Source organism: Nitrospina sp. 32_T5, from assembly GCF_052156635.1.
GTDB lineage: Bacteria > Nitrospinota > Nitrospinia > Nitrospinales > Nitrospinaceae > Nitrospina.
In genome coordinates, this window is the sequence record NZ_JBQKUO010000002.1 from 222,272 (window position 1) to 242,409 (window position 20,138).

Genomic DNA, 20,138 nt, shown 5'->3' on the forward strand with positions numbered 1-20,138 from the left:
AATAAGGAATCCCCGCACGGATATGGTTTCGAGGTGCGTCCCCAATTCCGACCCGGACTGGGATATCCGGCGAAAAGGGTTATTTTTCAAGCGGTTTCGTGTTAGGGGTGGGTTGGATTAAAGGTTGACTGTGATTGAAAGTGTGTTACCATCTTATTTTGTGAAAGAAGTGAATAAGAGTTTCTCCCGTAAATTTAATAAGATATAAGGGAATAAGGAAGCGTTGCCCGCCGAGGATTATTTAGCTGAGTGTAAGGAATATATCGACGAGGCGATTCCCCTGTTCCTTCCGGAACCAGACACGCATCCGGTAAGCATCCATGAGTCGATGCACTACAGTTTGTCCGCTGGGGGGAAACGGCTGAGGCCCACCTTATTGATTGCCGCGACGGAAGCCGTGGGTGGCAACCGTAGGGACGTGCTTCCATTCGCAGTTGCCGCCGAGTTCCTCCATACGTACACCTTGATTCATGATGACCTGCCCGCGCTGGACAATGACAGCCTGCGGAGGGGTAAGCCGACAAACCACAAGGTTTTTGGTGAAGCCATTGCCATTCTCGCGGGCGATGCGCTTCTCACCCAGGCGTTCGTATTGATGACCAACGCCTTTTTGATGGAGGCCATCCCGCACGAAAACATCCTCCGCGCATCGCATGAAATGGCTCAGGCGCTCAGTTCCACCGGGGTCATCGGCGGCCAGGTGGTTGACCTGGAATCGGAAGGGAAGCCGATCGAGGCTTCTACACTGGAATACATTCATATTTACAAAACCGGTTTCTTTTTTAAATCGTGTGTCCGTGTGGGCGCCATCCTGGGTCGTGCGGATTCGCAGCAACTTGGGGCCATTTCCCGGTTCGGGGCACATATTGGTTTGGCCTTTCAAATCATAGATGATATCCTCGATATCGTTGGCGATAAGGCAAAGATCGGCAAGGATGTCGGAAGCGATGTCAGTAAAAACAAGGCGACGTATCCGGCGCTGTTTGGCTTGGAAGAATCCCGAAAGAAAGCCGATAGCCTGGTTGAGGAGGCCATCACCTGTCTTAAGGATTTTGACGAGCGCGCGAATCCTCTCCGCGACATCGCCCTCTTTTTTGTTCAACGGACTTTTTAAATAAAACAAGTGGAATCGTTATGAGCAAATTTTTGCAAAAAATCAACAGTCCCCAGGATCTGAAATCGTTGAGCCGGGAAAACCTGCCGGACCTGGCGGCGGAAATCCGCGACGCTCTCCTGAATACCATCTCCAAAACGGGAGGGCACCTGGGGTCGAACATGGGAGTGGTGGAGTTGACCATCGCCCTTCACTATGTATACGAAAGTCCGAAGGACATGTTCATCTGGGACGTGGGTCACCAGACCTACGTACACAAACTGTTGACCGGCCGACGCGATCGGTTCCACACCCTGCGCCAGTATGATGGGTTGAGCGGTTTCACCAAGCGTGAAGAGAACGAGCACGATCATTGGAACTGCGGGCATGGCGGTACGTCCATTTCGGCGGCGCTGGCCTTTGCCAAGGCGCGCGACCTGAAAAAAGAAGATCATAATGTGCTGGCGATCATCGGCGATGGTTCCATGACGGCAGGCATGGCGTTTGAGGGGCTGAACCATACGGGGCATCTGCAGACTGACATGGTGGTCGTGCTGAATGACAACGAGATGTCCATCTCCAACAACGTTGGCGGGATGTCGGCTCATCTGAGCCAGATCATGACCGGGCAGGTCATGACCAAGATCAAGCGCGAGATCGACCAGCTTCTGCTCGCCATTCCGGGTATCGGCAAGGATATTTCCCGTTATGCCCACAAGATCGACGAGGCCATCAAAGGCGTGTTCATTCCCGGGCGGCTGTTTGAAGATCTGGGATTCCGTTACATCGGCCCGATCGACGGCCACAACACGGATGCGCTGATTGAGACCTTTGACGCCATCAAGGGATTGAAAGGTCCGACCCTGGTTCATGTCATCACCCGCAAGGGCAAGGGGTACAAAGTGGCGGAGGAAAAAGCCGACGTATGGCATGGCGCTTCTCCGTTCGACATTGAAACCGGGGTTTTTCACAAAAAGGCTTCGAATCCGAATTACACCTCCGTTTTCGCGCAGGCACTGATTGACCTGGCGAAAGAGGATGAGACCATCATCGGCATCACCGCCGCCATGCCGGACGGCACGGGTATCAGCAAGTTCGGCAAGGAGTTTCCGGAGCGCACGTTTGATGTGGGCATGGCCGAACAGCATGCAGTGGATTTTGCAGGTGCGATGGCGCTCAAGGGCTTGCGCCCCGTTGCGGCGATCTACTCCACATTCCTGCAACGCGCGTACGACCAGGTGGTCCATGACGTGTGCCTGATGAACATCCCGGTCGTGTTTGCCATGGACCGCGCGGGCATCGTCGGCGAAGACGGTGCGACGCATCAGGGACTGTACGACATTGCTTACCTGCGCACTCTCCCGAACATGGTCATCATGGCGCCGAAAGATGAAAACGAAATGCGTCACATGCTCAAAACGGCCATTTACCACAATGGCCCCGCCGCACTGCGTTATCCCCGGGGTGCGGGTCTGGGTGTCGATCTTGATCCGGAAATCCAGGAGATGGAAATCGGCAAGGGCGAGGTTTTGAAAGAAGGCGCGGACATCGCGCTTGTGGCTTACGGACACATGGTTCGCCCGGCGGAAAACGTGGCCCAGAAACTTGAAGAGCAGGGCATCAGTGTGGCGGTCATCAACGCCCGCTTTGTCAAGCCGCTCGACGAGGAACTGGTTCTGCGCTACGCCCGCGGCACGCAGTGCATGGTGACGCTGGAAGAGCATTCGGAGCAGGGCGGGTTCGGTTCCGCCGTACTGGAAGCGCTCCACAAGGAACCGTCTGACCAGGCGTTCCAAGTGAAGTGCATCGGTGTCGCAGACATCGTGGTGGAGCACGGGGCGCCGGCCCTGGTTCGCCGTGACCTGAAAATCGACGAAGAGGGTCTTTTTGAAACAATTTCCCAGTTCTACAGCCAGGTCATGGAAATGTCCCTGATTTCCGGGATGAACCACCAGAACAATGGGAGCAAACACAGCCATCCGTCCAACGGAGCCAAGGAAACCGTCAAACCCACTCTCAGGACGGCCTGAGTAATCCGGCCATCGCGTCAATGGATAGATGTTCCCAGATCACACGCAAAACCAGCGAAACGGAAATTGAAGTCAGTCTGGTCATCGACGGAAGCGGGCAGAGCGAAATTCAAACCCCGATTCCGTTCCTCGACCATATGCTGGCACAATTGACCCGCCACGGTTATTTTGACCTGCAACTCAAGGCCAAAGGTGATACCGAGATCGATTTTCACCACACGGTGGAGGACGTCGGCATCACCCTCGGTCAGGCCTTCGACAAGGCGCTGGGCGACAAGAAAGGCATCCGCCGCTTTGCCAGTTCGAGTGTTCCCCTGAACGAGGCGCTGGCGGAATGTGTGGTGGATATCAGCGGCCGATCGTTTTTCGTGTTCAACATCGACCTGCCCAAAACCAAACTGGGCCAATTCGATGTCGAACTGGTACCGGAATTCTTCCAGGCCTTCTCCGCCAACAGCGGCATCACCCTGCACCTCAACTCGCCGTATTGGAGCAACCTGCACCACATCGTGGAAGCGTCCTTCAAGGCGTTTGCCAAGGCGCTCGACCAGGCCTGTGCGCTGGACCCGCGGTCGGATGCGATCCCCTCTACCAAAGGCAAATTGTAGATGATCGCCATCATCGACTACGGGATGGGCAACCTGCGGTCGGTGCACAAGGCCTTCGAGGCGGTGGGTGCCGATGCCCGCGTTACCCGCGATCCCAAAACCATTGCGGATGCCTCCTCCGTTGTACTTCCCGGCGTGGGGGCGTTCAAGGATTGCATGGCCAACCTCGATGAGTACGGCCTGATCGACCCCGTCCGTAAATCCATCCAGAGCGGCAAACCGTTTCTCGGTATCTGCCTCGGCCTGCAACTGCTGTTTGAGCAGAGCGTGGAGTTCGGCACCGTGCCGGGACTGGGCGTTTTGCCGGGAAAGGTGATTCGATTCGATTTCGAGGACGGCTCCGAGCTCAAAGTGCCGCATATGGGATGGAACACGGTAAACGTTAAAAAGGATTCGGCGCTGTTCGATGGTACCGACCCGCATCCCTATTTTTACTTCGTCCACTCGTATTTCGTTCAGCCGGACAATCCTGCCGCCGTGGTCACCACCACCGAGTACGGACGTGAGTTCGTTTCCGGTATCGAGCACGAAAACATACACGCCTTCCAGTTCCATCCAGAAAAAAGTCAGAGGGCCGGCTTGAAACTGCTGGAGAAGTTCGCCCGGCTGAACTGACTTCATGCCACGGACCGATTATGCGCGCGGTGTGTTCTTCGCGCTGACCACCACCGTGCTGTGGGGTTTGCTGCCGGTTGTCATGCAGATCGCTCTCGACGATTTCTCTCCCGGCTCCATCGTCTGGTTCCGTTTTACGTTTGCGTTCTTCGCGCTGTGGGCATTTCTGCGCCTTCAAAAAAAACCGCCGGAAGGCATTTTTCGCAAGCCTCCCTTGTTCGCCATCCTTGCGGGTTTATGCCTTTCAGGAAATTACTATTATTTCCTGCGCGGCATCAGCGCCAGTTCCCCATCCAATGCAGCGGTGCTGATCCAGACCGCACCGGTGCTGGTGGTATTGATCGGGGTCTTCGTTTTCCGGGAGCGTTTCTCGCGCCCCCAGGCGGGGGGACTTGCGATTGCGCTGGTTGGATTCTTCCTGTTTTTCCGTGATCAGCATGCCCACGCACTGGATGTGAAACTCTATAATACGGCAAATGGTTTTGTGCTGGTTGCCGGGGTGCTGTGGGCGGCGTACATGACGATTCAGAAGTCGCTCACATCGAGGTATGAGGCACAGCAATTGAATCTGCTGGTTTACGGAATCGCCTCACTGGTTTTGGTGAGCACGGTAAGCTGGGATGATTACACTCATGCAGGTTGGACGGCCTGCGGCCTTCTGCTGTTTCTCGGCATGAACACCCTGCTGGCTTACGGGTTTCTGGCGGAAGCCATCAAGCACATCCCCCTGTGGCTCATCAGTGTGATTGTCACACTCAATCCCTTTATCACACTGGTGGTGATGAAGCTGTTGCCTCTGGTCTTGCCGGGTCTGGTTGAGCCGGAACGGATCGGATTGCTGGGTTACTTCGGAGCCATGACGGCCATCGGCGGGGTGATCCTTGTCATCCGGAAAAAAAGTGAAGCTGAGGAATGATTCTGGAAAGTAGACAACGATTGGCGGGATTCAACCCTTGAAGTCGCCTTTCATTGCCTTGCGGATTTCGCGATCCACTTCCCGTTTTTTGATGGACTCGCGTTTGTCGTGCTGTTTTTTGCCCTTGGCGATCGCCAGCTCCACCTTGGCAATGCCGTTTTTGAAATAAATTTTGAGTGGAATCAGGCTGTATCCTTTTTCATTGCTTGCACCGATGAGCCGGTTGATCTCCTTACGGTGCAGGAGCAACTTCCGCTTTCGCATGGGATCATGGTTGAACTGGGTCGCCGGGGTGTACGGGCTGATGTGGCAATGATGCAGGTACACTTCGTTGCGCTCCACCCAGGCGTAACTGTCCGCAAGGTTGGCGCGCCCGTCACGCAGGGATTTCACCTCCGTCCCCATCAGGGCCATGCCCGCCTCCATCGTGTCCTCGATGAAATAATCGTGGCGGGCTTTCTTGTTCTGGCAAATGATTTTGATATCCGACATGTTTTTTACCGTCAATCGGCCTGGGTGACGCGCACCGGGGTGCCGATTTTCACTTTCAGTTTTTGCGCGGCGTTGCCTTCGCGGTGGAAAATCTCCAGCGCGTTCCAGCTGTTGATGATGATGCCGACCGCATCTTCCTTCTCTTCAGAATAACTGGCAACCGGGCCTTGCAAGGTATGGCGACCCACCTGCACCTCCAGTTTTTCCGGGTGCTCAAAAACCCCCTCCAGCAGACCCGCATCGATATTGGTTGTAAGGTTGCCGAAGTGATCGACGTAACTGATCTCTCCGGTGATTGTGGTGCCGTCAAACTTGGGCAAAGGAAGATCCAGCGTCACCGGGTCGGCGATCTTTCGTCCGAACGCCCGCAGGGTTTTACCTCTTGCCAGCCACGCTGCCACGGGAGAGAAGATATCGCGTCCGTGAAATGTGGTGGAAAGGTTTTTCAGAAAATATTTTTCGGTGGTCAATTCGTAGCAACTGGCCTGGGAATCGATCACCGAGGTGAAAACGCCGTTGTCGGGACCGACGAACCAGTAGTCGTAACTTTTCAGCCCCATGGGACGCCGTACCCCGCCCACACCCGGGTCCACCACCACGACGTGCACCGTGCCTTTTGGAAAATAAGGGTAAGCCGCCTTCACCACCAGGGCCGCCTGTAAAATGTTCTGGGGCTGGATCTGATGTGTGAGGTCGACAAGACGGACGTCCGGAGCGATGTTGAGCATCACCCCCTTCATGATGCCGACGTAAGGGTCGTCGAGTCCGAAATCAGTGGTGAGGGTGATTACAGGACGCATCCCGAAACCTGCTGATCGGATGCGTCCCGGATCCGCACCGGCACGATCCGGTTCATCATCGCATCGCCGCCGTCGAGTGATACCGGGATGAAGTGTTCGGTATGTCCCCGCAAGCGGCCGCTGGCCGGGTCGCGGCTGGTCTCGATCAGCACGTTGGCGGTTCGGCCCTCCAACGACTGCCGGAACGCGATGGCCTTGTCGCGTCCCAACTCGGTGAGCCTGCGGTTGCGTTCCTTTTTCTCCGTCTTGGGTACGTTGTTGTTCATGGCAAATGCCGTCGTTCCCTTTCTCGGGGAGTAAGTGAATACGTGCAGGTAGGTGAAGGGCAGGTCCTGCACCAGCCGGTACGTATTTTCGAACATGGCCTCCGTTTCTCCGGGAAAACCGACAATGACGTCGGCCCCCAACCCGAGGTCTGGAATGCGCGCCGCCGCCCGCTCCACCACACGGCGGTATTGTGCCGAGTTGTAATTACGTTTCATTGCCGACAGAATCGAGTCATCACCGCTTTGCAGTGGAATGTGGAAATGCGGGCAGATGTTGGTGCGCTCCGCCATGAGGTCGATGAGCCGGTCGTCGATCTCCATGGGATTGATACTGCTGATGCGCAGACGGAAATCGCCGGGCAGGTTTGCGATCTCTTCCACCAGGGACGAAAACGTCTCCGGAGTTTCCTTGTCCATGCCGTAGGTGCCGAGGTTGATTCCCGTCAGAGTGATTTCCTTGAATCCTGCGTCCAGGGAGCAACGTACATTATTCAGAATGTTTTCGCGTTCATCACTGATGGAACGGCCGCGCGCCCGCGCCACGGTGCAGAACGTGCATTGCTCGTCGCACCCGGTTTGTACCTTGATAAATGCTTTCGACTTGCCGCCGAATTCCGTCACGGGGATGGTTTTGAAATCCCAGCTTTTGGTGATGTCCGTCATCACCACGTCCGGATCACCAAATTCGTCTTTTCTGCGCAAGTTTTCCAGCCGTTTGCGGATGGCACCGGCGATGTCCAGCTTGTTGGCGTTGCCCAGCAAAACGTCCAGACCGGCGACCTGGCTAACTTCCTCTGGGTTGTTCTGTGCGTAACAGCCGGTGAACACCACCATGGCATCCTCGTTGATGGCAAGCGAGCGTTTCACCGCCTGCCGGGAGGAGGCGTCGCTTTTCGCCGTGACCGTGCAGGAGTTGATGACGTAAATATCCGCTGAATCGTTCGGTTCGACAATGGTAAACCCCTCATTTTCAAGAAGGGTCTGCATTTCCGCGGTATCGTTCTGGTTGGTTCGGCAACCCAGTGTGTTGAAAGCGACTTTCATGGTAATTCGGAATAACGGTTTTTGGTTGAGGAATCATATTAAACGAGGCAATTAGATCGAATCAACCGATAAATCCCCGTCCCGGGTTCCCCGCGGCGTTTTCAGTTGACCCCCTAAAAAGGGTTTGCTAGTATGCCCGCATCTTATCCCATCCCATTTAAAAAGTTTGTCCGAATTCTCTTCGTGTCGGGTCGCCTTCTATGGATAGAACTTCCAAAGATATCCGCACCTTTTTGGAAAAATGGCTCCATAAAAGTGTCAAACAGTACGTTTCCAGTATGGACGGCAATGAAAAAGGAGACCTGTATGACCTGCTGGTCCTTGGATTGGAAAAACCTCTTCTTGAAATGGTTCTTGAAGAAACCAATGGCAACCAGACCAAAGCCGCCAATATTCTGGGTATCAACCGGAACACCCTCCGCAAAAAAATCCACGAGCATGGCATTCAATGCAAGGTAAAGGTTTAGCCGCGGTCATCCTGGCGGCGGGGAAGGGGACGCGCATGCGCTCCGATCTGCCGAAGGTCCTGCACCCGCTGGGCGGACGGCCGTTGCTCCTGCACGTTCTGGACGGATTGCGCCCGCTGAACCCGGAGCGGGTGGTGGTTGTGGTCGGCTACGAATCCGACCGCGTTCGCCGGGCCGTTCCGGAGGGGGCGGCGGAGTTTGTAGAGCAGACCGAGCAGTTGGGCACAGGGCATGCCGTCCAGCAGGCCGAGGCGGTTCTGGCCGACTTTTCGGGCGATGTCCTCATCCTGTGCGGGGACATGCCATTGATCCGCACCGAAACCCTGCAGAAACTGATTGTCCGGCACCGGGAATCGCCTGCCGCCTGCACCCTGTTGAGCCTGAAATCAAAGGAGAAAAGGGACTTTGGACGGGTCATCCGCACCCCCGGCGGGCGGGTGGACCGCATTGTGGAAAACAAGGACGCGACCCCTCAGGAAAAAACAGTTGACGAATACAATTCCGGAGTTTATTGTTTTCAAAAGAGTATTCTTTTCAAGGCTTTAAAGGGCGTTGACAATCGCAACGCGCAGCAGGAATACTACCTGACAGATACCATCGCTCGCATCAATCGGGAGGGGCTTGCGGTCGAGGCCATTCAGACCTCGGACGCTTCCGAATTGATCGGTATCAATTCGCTCGAAGACCTGGTCGCCGCGGAGCGGCTCTTTTCCCAACGCGCCTCGAACCCCTGAGCTTTCCGTCTTCGCATTTTGTTCTGAGGAATCACACTGATGAAAGCGGTTATCCTTGCGGCAGGAAAAGGAAACAACCTGACTCCCTTTTCCGACACCCGCCCTAATCCCATGATCAGTGTGGCCGGACGGTACTTGTTCAACCACTGCCTCGGTCTGCTTCAGAAGTCAGGCATCAGCGATGTGTACGTGGTGGTGGGTCACAAAAAGGACAAACTGCTGGAGGAAATTCACCAGCACAGCCTCAACGGCCTCAACCTGAATGTTGTGGAGCAGAAAAAAGCCGCTGGCATCGGCGATGCGGTCATGCAGGTACGCGACAAGATCCTGCACGGTGAATACTTTCTGTTGATCTACGGCGACATCGTGACCGCCGACAATATTTTCAGCAAGACCCAGCAGTCGTTTCACACATTCAAGTCGCCGGTGGCGTCCATCTGCCTGCCGCCGTCGAACGACATGTTCGGCAACGTGTTCCTGAACGCGAACATGAAGATCACGCGGATCATTGAAAAGCCCAAGGGAGACAACCTGGGCAACTACGTTCTGGCCGGCGTCTACATCCTGCCGGAAACGTTTTTCGACCTGCTGCAGAAGAACAAGCGGTCCATGGAAAAAGCGATCAAGGCGCTGGCGGATGGCGAAGGCCTTCGTGCCTCGATGTGGGAAGAGGACTGGCTGGACATCGTGTATCCCTGGGAAATCCTCACGGCCAACCAGATCATCATGGACAGCTGGGAGGAGTCGTCGATTGCCAAAAGCGTGAAGCTGGAATCGAACGTCACCATCACCGGGCCGGTTCAGATTGAAGAAGGCGTCCGCATCAAGGCGGGGGCGGTGCTGGAAGGGCCGTGCTCCATCGGCGCCGGCAGTTACATCGGCAACAATTCGCTCATCCGGAGTTACACGGCCGTGGGTGCGAACTGTTCGGTCGGCTACGGTGTCGAATTGAAAAACTGCGTGATCCACAAGGATTCCCGTATCGGCCGTCTGTCGTTCATAGGAGACAGCGTACTGGGCGAAAACGTGGACATTGGCGCGGGTACCATGACCGTCAACCGGACGATGACGTGGGCCCCGGTTGAAGTCAAGCAGAACAAGAAAACGTTTAAAACGGGCCGGACCAAGCTGGGCGCCTTCATCGGCGACAACGTGGTCATCGGCGCTGGCAACACCATCGAGCCAGGCATTGTGATTCCGCCGGGCAAGATTTTTCCATCTCATTACTCAGTCAAGAACGGATAACGAATTCATCATGTGCGGCATCACCGGCGCGGTCGGCTTGAAAGACATCTCGAATCAACTGTTCGAAGGCATTCGCAACCTCGAATACCGGGGCTACGATTCCTGCGGCGTGGCTTTGATGAATGGCAAGCGCGCGATCGTGGTTAAAAAGAACGTCGGTTACGTGGACGATGTGTACAAGAAGGAGAACGTTCTGCATCACCAGGGTCATACCGGCATCGCCCACACCCGCTGGGCCACACACGGGCAGGTGACCAAAAACAACACGCATCCGTTTCAGTCCTGCGACAAAAAATTCGCCGTGGTGCACAACGGCATCATTTCCAATTACCAGGCCCTGCGCAAGCAGTTGAAGGCCGAAGGGCACAAGTTCATCTCCGACACGGATACCGAAGTGGTGCCTCATCTCCTCGAAAAGTTTTACCAGGAGACCGGCGCGGTGGAGGCGGCGTTCGTCAACACGCTCCGTCAGCTGGAGGGGTCTTACGCCATCGCTTTCATCAGCATTCACCAGCCCGACCAGATTTACTGCGCGCGGCGGGAGTCGCCGCTCCTTCTCGGCATCGACGACGAAGTGAAATACGTCGGCTCCGATTTCAACGCGTTCATCGACCACACCAAGAACGCCGTCATCATGGATGATGACGAATACGCCATCGTGTCCCGCGATGCTTATGTGGTCAAGAGCACGGTCACGCAGGAGGTTGTGGCGAAGCCGGTAACACGGATCGAGTGGGACAGCGAAACCACGCGGAAGGGCGGGTACCCGCATTACATGCTGAAAGAAATTTACGAACAGCCGCAGACCATCAACAACGCGCTGGATGTGGATGAAAAAAAGATGGACGAGTTCGTGGATCTGCTCGATAAAAAGGCCACCGCCCAACTGGTGGGCGTGGGCACCACGTTTTACGTAACGATGTATGCCAACTACATTTTCAGCCAGATTTCCGGTAAGTACATTCCGGCCATCAGTTCCGACGAATTCGTGTCCCTGTCTCCGGTGGACAGCGACAGTTTCGTACTTGCCATTTCGCAATCGGGCGAAACCTACGACACCATTTCCGCTCTCAAGCACGCGAAGGCGCAGGGGGCGGCGACAGGCGCCATCGTCAACGTTATGGGCTCGACCATTTCGAGGCTGGTGGATAAAACGATTCTTCAGGGGTCGGGTCCGGAAATCTGCGTGATCAGCACCAAGGCGGCGCTGGCTCAGATGGTGATCCTGACTCACATGGCGTTGAAGCTGGGCCTCCGCAGGAAGCGCATCACCCAGCGACAGTACAAGGCGTCGCTCAAATCCCTGCACGACCTGCCGGAGGTGATCAACGGCATCCTCAACGAACGTTCCGGGTTCATCCACCGCATCGCGCACCAGCATCGCAATGTAAAGAACTGGTTGTACCTGGGTCGGGGCATTTATTATCCCATCGCGCTCGAGTCGGCACTCAAAATGAAGGAAGTCGCTTATGTCCACGCAGAGGGCATGCCTTGTGGCTTCCTCAAGCACGGTACGCTGGCGATGATCGACGACGACGTGTATTCCATTGTTTTCATTCCGCCGAAAAGCGACAAGGCCATGTACCAGGCGACGCTGGCCAGCGTGGCGGAAATCCGCGCGCGGTCGGGATTTGTGCTGGGCATCCATTTCGACGAACGCGGCAAGGACAAGGAACTGTTCAGTGAGGAACTCATCATTCCACAAGTGCCGGACATCGTCGCTCCCTTCATTCATCTGGTGATTTCCCAGTTATTGGCCTACTTCACCGCGACCTCCCTCAAACGGAACGTAGACAAGCCGCGCAGTCTTGCCAAATCGGTGACGGTGGGTTAGTCTGTGCAACCGTGCCAGCGCGTGATGGGTTGCATCCCATGTTGCACTGCCGGACTTCAATAACGAACCCAATCCTTTTTCCTGCATCGCACACGTCATGAAAACTGTTTCAACCGTACTGGCCGTTGGCGGCTCGGACTCCTCCGGCGGCGCCGGCGTGCCCGCCGACATCAAAACCATCACCGCGCACGACCTGTTTGCCACGTCGGTGATCGCTTCCATCACCATCCAGAACTCGCAGGGTGTGAAGACGGCCTATGACCTCGAAGAGGAAGTGGTGACGGCGCAACTGCAAACCATCCTGGAAGACAGCAAACCCGCCGCGGTTAAAACCGGTATGTTGGGCAACGAGGAAATTGTGGATTGCATCGCCCGCTTGTTCAAAAAATTTAAAGTGAAGAACCTGGTGGTGGACCCCGTCCTTCGTTCCTCCAACGGAACCCCGTTGTTGTCGGACGAAGGTGTGCGAATTCTTAAAGACAAGTTGCTTCCGCTTGCGCAGGTGGTGACGCCCAACCTGCCGGAGGCGGAAATCCTCTCCGGTGTCCGTATCCGCAACGAGAAGGATATGAAGAAAGCGGCGCAGGCGATCCTGAAAACCGGCGTCCGGAACGTGCTCATAAAGGGCGGCCACGCAAAGAAGAACGCAGATGACTGGTTGTTCGACGGCAAGCGGTCATGGGTGTTCGAATCCGGGCGGCTGGGCAACGAAAACCTGCATGGTACGGGATGCGCCCTGGCTTCGGCCATTGCCTGCGGACTGGCAAAGGGGATGGCTGTGATGGATGCGGTGGAAAATGCGAAAGGATTCATTCACGCCGCCATCCGAGGCGGTGTTCGAGCGGGAAAGGGCAAAGGCCATGTCGATCCCATGGCACGCATGATCCAGGTACATCAACGGTTCGAGTTGTTGCAGGGTGTTTCCGCCGCGCTGGAGGTGTTGAAGGCCAATCACATCGGGCACCTGATTCCGGAAGTGCAGTCCAATATTGGCGTTGGCGTGCCCGGTGCAAGCGGCGTGGAAGATGTGATTGCCATTCCCGGCCGTATCGTCAAGCTCGGCGATGAAATCCGTACCGTGGCCGCGCCGCAGTTCGGCGCATCACGTCATGTCGCAAAAATTGTGCTCACCGCCATGCGGTTTGATCCCAATATGCGCGCGGTGATGAACATCAAGTTCAGCGATACCATCCTGAACGCGTGCAAACGGTTGAAGTTCCGCATTGCGTCGTTCGATCGGGCCAAGGAACCGAAATCGGTGAAGCAACTGGAAGGATCGTCTCTGGAATGGGGGACCTACACCGCCATTGAAAAGTTTGGAGCGGTGCCGGACATCATTTACGATCTGGGGGGGCAGGGCAAGGAGGAGATGGTTCGCGTTCTGGCACCGGATATGGGCGCCCTGCTGGACAAGGTGTTGAAAATTCACCAGGTGGCCCTCAGGATCCGCCCGGCAAAAGAAACCGACCGCTGGCGAAAGCGCTGACGTTTTTTACAATAGCGTTTTGTCCACCAGGATGCGTGCCTCGGCTTTTTTATTTTCCAGCCAGTTGCGGAAAACAATGTTGCCTTTTTCCTGTTTCAAACGCTGGTAAGTTTGTTGAATTTCTTTTTTATTCGGTTTGTCGGCATCCTGCAGGTCAACGACCTTGATCAGGTAATAAGTCTGCGGGGACTCCCCCCGGGTGGTTTTTCCCGGTTCGGTATCGAAAGCTTTGGCTTTGATTGATTGAATATTACCGATGCCTGGGATGGAGTCCACCTGGCTGAAATATGGTGTCTCCTCGACGATCAGGGTGTTGGCTTCCGCCAACGCTTCCAGGTTGGCGTCGCTGGCGAGTTCCTGGGCCATCTTTTCCCACTTTGCCTTCGTCACCTCCAGATGGCGGCTTTGCATGAAGGCTTCTTTCACCTCCGCAGTTACCTCTTCAAAATCCGGAACGTAGGGTGGTTTGCGCTCGACGACTTTGAGCAGATATGACGCCTCAAACGTATTGACCGGGTTGCTTACCGCGTTGTCCTTGAGAGTGAATGCGGTATTGAAAAACTCCGGCACCACGCCGATTTCTGGAATATCGTGATCCTTGCCTGAAAAGAAACCGGTGGTCTTCGTGGTCTGCTCATACTTCCCGGCCGCTCTTGACAGATCCTGATCCTTCTCTGCCGACTGGTAGATTTTTTTAGCGATGCGGCGGATGCGTTGCGTCGCTTTCATCTTTTTCAGTTTTTCAACAATCTCTTCCTTCACTTCCTCCAGCGGTTTCAGGCGTTGCGGGTGTACTTCCTCCAGTTTAATGAGATGAAAACCAAACGCGGTCTGCACCGGGCCGAAGATGTCGCCGGGTTTCATTGTTTCCAGGGCCGCTTCGAATTCCGGAACCATGGTTCCTTTTGGAAACTGCCCCAGGTCACCCCCTTTGGCGCCGGACATCTTGTCGTCGGAATGTTCCTTTGCCATTTCTTCAAAGGCCTTGCCACCTTCCTTGATTTGCTTGAGGATATCTTCCGCTTTGGCTTTGGCCTTGGCGTCTGACTCGTTCAGCCGTTTTTCCTTTTCGTCGGTGGACAGCGTGTCTCCGCCCAGCGTGTTGAGTTCCGTCCGTACGAGGATGTGCCCGGCCTTGTACCGTTTTTTTATCAGGTAGGTCGCCTGGTTGGCCTCGTAGTAATCCTTGATGTCCTCATCATAGACTTTGATATCCTCGATGACCTGATCCGGACTCAGCTTCACATACTGTGCCTTGATCTGAAGGGGTACTTCAAAATCGCGTTTGTGGGCCTCGAAGTATTGCTTCAGCTGCTCATCGGTGGGAGTGATTTGTGACTGATAGTAATCCCTGGAAAACTCCACGTACTTGATCTTGATCTTTCGGTTTTCCTTGGCCCACGCTTCCTGGACTTCCGCGTCCGAAACCTGCGTGTTGTCTTTGATGAAGGATTCCACCTTTTCCATCAGCAGGAACTGGCGCTGGTTGGCTTCAAACTCCTGGGCCGTCATACGGTTGAAAGTGAGGAACCGGTCATAAAGGGCCCGGCTGAATTTGTTGTCCTTCTGAAAATTGGCGTTGGTAAGAATGCGGTCCGCCAGCTCGGCATCGCTTATCTGAATTCCCTGTTTTTCAGCTTCCATGAGCAGAAGCTTTTTCTGGACGAGAGCCTCGAGTGCGGAGTTCTTAAGGTCCATTTTCTCGATCATGTCTTCCGAAAACCGGCTCTGGAACTGGTCGCGGTAAAAGCTGACCAGGTTTTCGAAAGAACGGTCATATTCTGCGAGGGTGATGTTCTTTCCGTTGACGGTCCCGAGGAGGCCACTTCGGCCCTGCACCGGGCCACCCATACCCCAGGAGTAGAAAATGGTGCCCACGAAGGCGAGAACGATCAACCACAGGATGCCCTTGATCATCCATGAATCCGCATGTTGTCGGATCAAATTCAGCATGCAAAAACTCCAAGTCCCTAAAAAATAATGTTAAAATCGACCTGACATACTATAGAACCCGTTGCGGGTTCGCAAGCCTTTATTCCCGGCGGAGTTGCCACCTTTTTCCAGCCATTGTACCGCATCCGGGGCGGGTCCGTACCGGATGCCTGCGTTTTATTGTTTGCAATTTCGGCAAACGCTTGTTATATATTAAGTTCTAAAAAAACAAGTATTTACATAGGTTTCACTCATTCCTACAGGATAGCTGCGTGTTCAATTTATTCGCCGATCTGTTTTCCAACGATCTCGCCATTGATCTGGGAACCGCCAACACTCTCGTTTATGTCAAGGGCCGGGGGGTCGTTCTGCGCGAGCCTTCGGTGGTGGCGATCAACAGCCACACCAGGGAAATTCTGGCAGTGGGGGAAGAGGCCAAGAAAATGCTGGGCCGGGCTCCGGGAAGCATCCAGGCCATCCGCCCGATGAAGGACGGGGTCATTGCCCATTTTGAAGAAACCCAGCAGATGATCAGCCACTTCATCCGCAAGGTGCATAACAACCGAAAGACCTTCGTGTCGCCGCGGGTGATCATTGCCATTCCCTCAGGGGTGACGCAGGTGGAGAAGCGGGCGGTGCGCGATTCCGCCCATTCCGCCGGTGCTCGAGAGGTGTTTCTGATCGAGGAACCCATGGCTGCGGCGATCGGTGTGGATTTGCCCATTGAGGAGCCGACCGGCAACATGATCATCGATATCGGCGGCGGCACCACGGAAGTCGCAATCATGTCGCTTTCCGGCACCGTCTACAGCAAATCCGTGCGTGTGGCCGGGGATGAGATGGACGAGGCCATCGTCAATTACGTCAAAAAGAAATACAACCTGCTGATTGGGGAACGTACCGCGGAAAGCGTGAAGATCCAGATCGGTACCGCCTATCCCACCGAGCCCCGGCAGACCATGGAGGTCAAGGGACGCGACCTGGTGGCGGGCATTCCCAAAACACTCATCATTTCCGACGAGGAGATTGCCGAAGCCCTGCAGGAAATTTTCGGGACCATCGTCGAATCGGTGAAAATCGCGCTGGAGCGGACCCCACCGGAACTCGCGGCCGATATTGTGGACAAGGGCGTCGTCCTGGCGGGGGGCGGGGCGTTGATCCGCGGGCTGGACACCCTGCTTCGCGAGGCCACGGGCCTGCCGGTGACGGTTGCCGAGGACCCTCTGTCCGCTGTGGCCAACGGAGTGGGAAAACTCCTGTCGGACCCCAAACTCCTGAAAAAAGTCGCCCTGTGACGTGGTGAAAAAAGGACTCAAAGACAGAAAAAAAACAGTCATATTTGCCGCCATCGTTTTTGTTTCTCTCCTCCTCATGACGGTGAATATCAAGCGGTCGGCCCATCCCACCTTCTTTGAAAAAATCATTCTCTGGATTGTCAGCCCCATCCAGGGCGCCGTCACCCACACCACCCGTGCCCTGTCCGGCGTCGTCGACGATTACTTCCTCCTGATCAAGACGGAGGAGGAAAACGAACATCTGAAAAAACGCATCAACACCCTCATCAAGGAAAAAACCGAACTGGAAGAAGAGGTGGCGCGCCTCAACCGAATTTACAACCTGACCCAATATCAGGCCGAGGCGAAAGTGGCGTCGGTGGTTGCCACGGTCATTGCGTACGACGCCTCGCAGTGGGCGAAGACCGTGGTCATCAACAAGGGGTCGAATGACGGACTGCGCGAAAACCTTCCGGTGGTCACGGCCCAGGGTGTGGTCGGGCACATTATTCAGGTCGGTTACAACTCCGCAAAGGTCATGCTGATTACCGACAGCCGCAGTGCCGTGGACGCCCTGTTCCAGGCGGATCGCGCCACCGGGGTGGTGGTGGGCACCGGGGATGATTCCTGTGAAATGAAGTACGTACCGATAAACGCCGGGGTGGAGGTGGGTGACGATGTGTTGTCTTCGGGATTGGGCGGGGTGTTTCCAAAGGGACTTCATTTGGGCCGCGTGATCCAGGTTCAGAAGGCCACGCAGGGCCTGTTCCAGGAGGTGACCATTGCTCCCAGTGCGGACCTCGCCCGGCTGGAGGAAGTGCTGGTCCTCCTTCTCCAGGATTGAATCATGTGGTGGCGCATCGCGTTGACATTCCTGCTGTTGTTCACGTTCCAGACCACGCTTTTGGACACGGTCTCCGTGGGCGGTGTGCGACCGGATCTGGTTTTGATCCTGGCGGTGTATTGTGCGATCATTTTTGAAGAAAACGCCGGGGTGGCCATGGCCGTGGCCCTTGGATTTTTTCAGGACTGCCTTTCCGGCGATCTGCTGGGGGTCAATACGCTGTCAAAAGGACTCATTGGGTTTATGTTTGCCAACTTGAAAAGCAAACTGGTGCTGGAAGGGTTTGGGCCCACAGGCACGTTCTTCGCGCTTGCATCTTTGTTCGATGGGATGATTTTTTACCTCGTGTCCGTATTCATATTTAAAGCTCATCTTGCATTCGGCGTCTTTTTTCCCTCACTCATTATCTTCACGATCTACAACGCGGTTGTGGGGGTCGCCGGATTTTATCTTCTCAACTGGGTCCGCCGCCGGTGGGTCCAGCGGCCTGGTTTTTGACGGGTTTCGAATGAGGAACGGTTCGTGAACAAATATCTTTACAGTCATGACGTTTCCGAGGAAGTCCGCAGAAAAGTACGGATTTTCGTCATTCTGGTGGGTGCGTGTTTTCTCGTCCTTTGGATGCGTGTGTGGTATTTGCAGATCCTCAAGGGGGAAAACTTTGAGACCCTGTCCGAAAACAACCGCGTCCGCCTGGTTTCCCTTCCCTCGTTTCGCGGCAAGATCCTTGACCGCAATGGCACGGTCCTGGCCTCCATCCGCCCCTCGTACAATCTGTACATCACTCCGGAGGACGCTGGAAACCTCAACCAGACGCTACGCACTCTGAAACGGCATTTGGATTTCGATATCGACCGCGTCCTTGAGGACGCACGTACGTCGCGTCCGTTCAAGCCGGTTCTCGTGCGGGCGGACATCGATCGAAAGGTCGTGGCGTTCATTGAGGAAAACAACCGTATCCTGCCCGGGGTCCAGATCAAGGTGGAGCCTCTCCGCAATTACCTGCACGACCATCTTGCTTCCCACCTCATGGGTTACCTTGGCGAAATTTCCGAAGCGCGCCTGCAAGTCATGAAAGATGCCGATTACATGATGGGTGACATGATCGGGCAGTACGGTCTGGAATTGTTCTACGAGTCGGAGTTGACCGGCAAAAAGGGTTACAAGGAAATCGAAGTGGATGTCGCGGGTCGCCAGTTACGCACCCTGCGCAAGCTTCCGCCCCAAAGCGGCCGCAACCTCGTTCTGACTCTGGATTACGAAGTGCAGAAAGTGGTTGATAAACTGATGACCGGTACGAAGGAAAATCCCATCGTCGGATCGGCAGTGGTGATGGACGTCACCAACGGGGAGGTCATCGCCATCGTCAGCAAGCCCGACTTCAACCCCAACCTGTTCGCGCGCGGCATCACGCTGGAGGAATGGCGGCAGATGCAGTCCGCGTCCCACAACCCCCTTCAGAACCGCGCCGTGAACGGGGTGTATCCCCCGGCTTCGACTTACAAGATTGTGACCGCCTACGCGGCGATGGAGGAAGGGATCATCCAGGAAGACACGAAATACAACTGTCCAGGTTTTTTCTCCTTCGGCCCCCGCAAGGGGCGATTCAACTGCTGGAAACGAAGCGGGCACGGGCAGGTCAATTTGTACGATGCCCTGGTCCAGTCCTGTGACGTTTTCTTTTACCACATCGGTTATGAACTCGGCGTGGACCGCATTGCCCAGTATGCGCGGCAGATGGGGTTGGGCGATTTCACGCAGGTGCGCATGAACGGGGAGAGGCCCGGGCTGGTGCCGACCGTCAAATGGAAAACCACCACTCAGCGGGGACTGTGGTTGCCCGGCGATACCATCGCCGCCTCCATCGGTCAGGGTTACAACCTGGTGACGCCCATCCAGCAGGCGAGGCTGATCTCTGCGATTGCCAACGGCGGCAAGCTGTTCCGTCCCATACTGATCAAGCAGATCAAGGACAAGGACAACCAGGTCCTAACTGCACCGGAACCGGAACAGGTCGCCCAGCTTCAACCCAGGACGCATGTACTGGATGTGATCCGCAATGCCCTTCTGGGAGTGGTGTATGATAAGAAAGGCACCGGCCGGCGCGCGGGTTCGAGGAAGATCAAGGTAGCGGGAAAGACGGGCACCGCACAGGTGGTCGCGTTGAGTGCGCTCACCAAATATGAGGAGAAAGAAGACATCCCGTTTGAGTTTCGTGACCACTCGTGGTTCGTCGGGTTTGCACCGTACGACAATCCAAAAATCGGCGTGGCGGTGATCCTCGAACACGGAGGGTCCGGGGGCAAGGTGGCCGCTCCCCTCGTGCGCAAGATCATTGAAGCCTATAATAAGGTCAACACGCTGGACAAACCCTCAACGCCCGATGGCCTGCCTCCGGAAATGGCGGGCACCAGCCGGGAATCCGGACGCGCGGTGAAGGACATCTGACCACCGCATT

General features: G+C 55.5%; 18 protein-coding genes. 14 read left to right on the forward strand and 4 right to left on the reverse strand.

Annotated features, from left to right (window positions below):
- Positions 1-223: 223 nt before the first annotated feature.
- The 5 genes from ACTRW9_RS05855 to ACTRW9_RS05875 are packed head-to-tail and all read left to right on the forward strand — an operon-like array spanning position 224 to position 5,262.
- Complete coding sequence (locus tag ACTRW9_RS05855; protein ID WP_442428631.1) at positions 224-1,114, forward strand: polyprenyl synthetase family protein; 891 nt, start codon at positions 224-226, stop codon at positions 1,112-1,114.
- A gap of 20 nt (positions 1,115-1,134) precedes the next feature.
- Complete coding sequence (gene dxs, locus ACTRW9_RS05860) at positions 1,135-3,123, forward strand: 1-deoxy-D-xylulose-5-phosphate synthase (protein ID WP_442428632.1); 1,989 nt, start codon at positions 1,135-1,137, stop codon at positions 3,121-3,123.
- A gap of 20 nt (positions 3,124-3,143) precedes the next feature.
- On the forward strand, positions 3,144-3,731 hold the full coding sequence (gene hisB, locus ACTRW9_RS05865; protein ID WP_442428633.1) for an imidazoleglycerol-phosphate dehydratase HisB: 588 nt from the start codon (positions 3,144-3,146) through the stop codon (positions 3,729-3,731).
- Positions 3,732-4,346, forward strand: a complete 615-nt coding sequence (gene hisH, locus ACTRW9_RS05870; RefSeq protein ID WP_442428634.1) for an imidazole glycerol phosphate synthase subunit HisH — start codon at positions 3,732-3,734, stop codon at positions 4,344-4,346.
- A 4-nt stretch (positions 4,347-4,350) separates the two neighbouring features.
- Positions 4,351-5,262 (forward strand): DMT family transporter, encoded by a 912-nt coding sequence (locus tag ACTRW9_RS05875; protein ID WP_442428635.1) that lies wholly within the window; start codon positions 4,351-4,353, stop codon positions 5,260-5,262.
- Between the two features lie 30 nt (positions 5,263-5,292).
- Here the strand turns inward: ACTRW9_RS05875 and smpB are convergent, their stop codons facing one another.
- Genes smpB through mtaB form a run of 3 tightly spaced genes read right to left on the reverse strand, consistent with a single transcriptional unit; the run spans position 5,293 to position 7,864 of the window.
- On the reverse strand, positions 5,293-5,754 hold the full coding sequence (gene smpB, locus ACTRW9_RS05880; RefSeq protein ID WP_442427086.1) for an SsrA-binding protein SmpB: 462 nt from the start codon (positions 5,752-5,754) through the stop codon (positions 5,293-5,295).
- Positions 5,755-5,765: 11 nt separating this feature from the next.
- Entirely contained in the window at positions 5,766-6,554 is a 789-nt protein-coding gene (locus ACTRW9_RS05885) for an SAM hydrolase/SAM-dependent halogenase family protein (RefSeq protein ID WP_442428636.1), read from the reverse strand.
- Positions 6,542-7,864: a tRNA (N(6)-L-threonylcarbamoyladenosine(37)-C(2))-methylthiotransferase MtaB gene (gene mtaB, locus ACTRW9_RS05890; RefSeq protein ID WP_442428637.1), complete on the reverse strand. Its 1,323-nt coding sequence runs from the start codon at positions 7,862-7,864 to the stop codon at positions 6,542-6,544. Before mtaB ends, ACTRW9_RS05885 begins: the two co-directional genes overlap by 13 nt.
- A gap of 200 nt (positions 7,865-8,064) precedes the next feature.
- Here mtaB and ACTRW9_RS05895 point away from each other — a divergent pair, with 200 nt between their 5' ends.
- The 5 genes from ACTRW9_RS05895 (at position 8,065) to thiD (ending at position 13,630) form a co-directional block, all read left to right on the forward strand.
- Positions 8,065-8,331, forward strand: coding sequence for a helix-turn-helix domain-containing protein (locus tag ACTRW9_RS05895; RefSeq protein WP_005011742.1), 267 nt, complete (start codon positions 8,065-8,067; stop codon positions 8,329-8,331).
- Positions 8,313-9,065, forward strand: a complete 753-nt coding sequence (locus ACTRW9_RS05900) for an NTP transferase domain-containing protein (RefSeq protein ID WP_442428638.1) — start codon at positions 8,313-8,315, stop codon at positions 9,063-9,065. Before ACTRW9_RS05895 ends, ACTRW9_RS05900 begins: the two co-directional genes overlap by 19 nt.
- 39 nt (positions 9,066-9,104) lie before the next feature.
- A complete protein-coding gene (gene glmU, locus ACTRW9_RS05905) occupies positions 9,105-10,310 on the forward strand; it encodes a bifunctional sugar-1-phosphate nucleotidylyltransferase/acetyltransferase (protein WP_442427082.1) in 1,206 nt (401 codons plus the stop codon).
- A 10-nt stretch (positions 10,311-10,320) separates the two neighbouring features.
- Positions 10,321-12,144, forward strand: a complete 1,824-nt coding sequence (gene glmS, locus ACTRW9_RS05910; protein ID WP_442428639.1) for a glutamine--fructose-6-phosphate transaminase (isomerizing) — start codon at positions 10,321-10,323, stop codon at positions 12,142-12,144.
- Between the two features lie 97 nt (positions 12,145-12,241).
- On the forward strand, positions 12,242-13,630 hold the full coding sequence (gene thiD / locus ACTRW9_RS05915) for a bifunctional hydroxymethylpyrimidine kinase/phosphomethylpyrimidine kinase (RefSeq protein ID WP_442428640.1): 1,389 nt from the start codon (positions 12,242-12,244) through the stop codon (positions 13,628-13,630).
- A 6-nt stretch (positions 13,631-13,636) separates the two neighbouring features.
- Here the strand turns inward: thiD and ACTRW9_RS05920 are convergent, their stop codons facing one another.
- Positions 13,637-15,583 (reverse strand): SurA N-terminal domain-containing protein, encoded by a 1,947-nt coding sequence (locus ACTRW9_RS05920; RefSeq protein ID WP_442428641.1) that lies wholly within the window; start codon positions 15,581-15,583, stop codon positions 13,637-13,639.
- Between the two features lie 251 nt (positions 15,584-15,834).
- Between ACTRW9_RS05920 and ACTRW9_RS05925 the strand changes: the two genes are divergently transcribed.
- Genes ACTRW9_RS05925 through mrdA form a run of 4 tightly spaced genes read left to right on the forward strand, consistent with a single transcriptional unit; the run spans position 15,835 to position 20,128 of the window.
- The gene (locus tag ACTRW9_RS05925) at positions 15,835-16,857 is read left to right on the forward strand and encodes a rod shape-determining protein (RefSeq protein ID WP_442427078.1); all 1,023 of its coding nucleotides are present in this window, start codon (positions 15,835-15,837) and stop codon (positions 16,855-16,857) included.
- Positions 16,858-16,861: 4 nt separating this feature from the next.
- Complete coding sequence (mreC, locus tag ACTRW9_RS05930) at positions 16,862-17,680, forward strand: rod shape-determining protein MreC (protein ID WP_442428642.1); 819 nt, start codon at positions 16,862-16,864, stop codon at positions 17,678-17,680.
- A 3-nt stretch (positions 17,681-17,683) separates the two neighbouring features.
- Positions 17,684-18,178 carry a rod shape-determining protein MreD gene (mreD, locus tag ACTRW9_RS05935; RefSeq protein ID WP_442428643.1) on the forward strand — a complete coding sequence of 165 codons (495 nt, stop codon included), beginning with the start codon at positions 17,684-17,686 and terminating at the stop codon, positions 18,176-18,178.
- Between the two features lie 24 nt (positions 18,179-18,202).
- Positions 18,203-20,128, forward strand: a complete 1,926-nt coding sequence (gene mrdA / locus ACTRW9_RS05940; protein WP_442428644.1) for a penicillin-binding protein 2 — start codon at positions 18,203-18,205, stop codon at positions 20,126-20,128.
- Positions 20,129-20,138 lie beyond the last annotated feature (10 nt).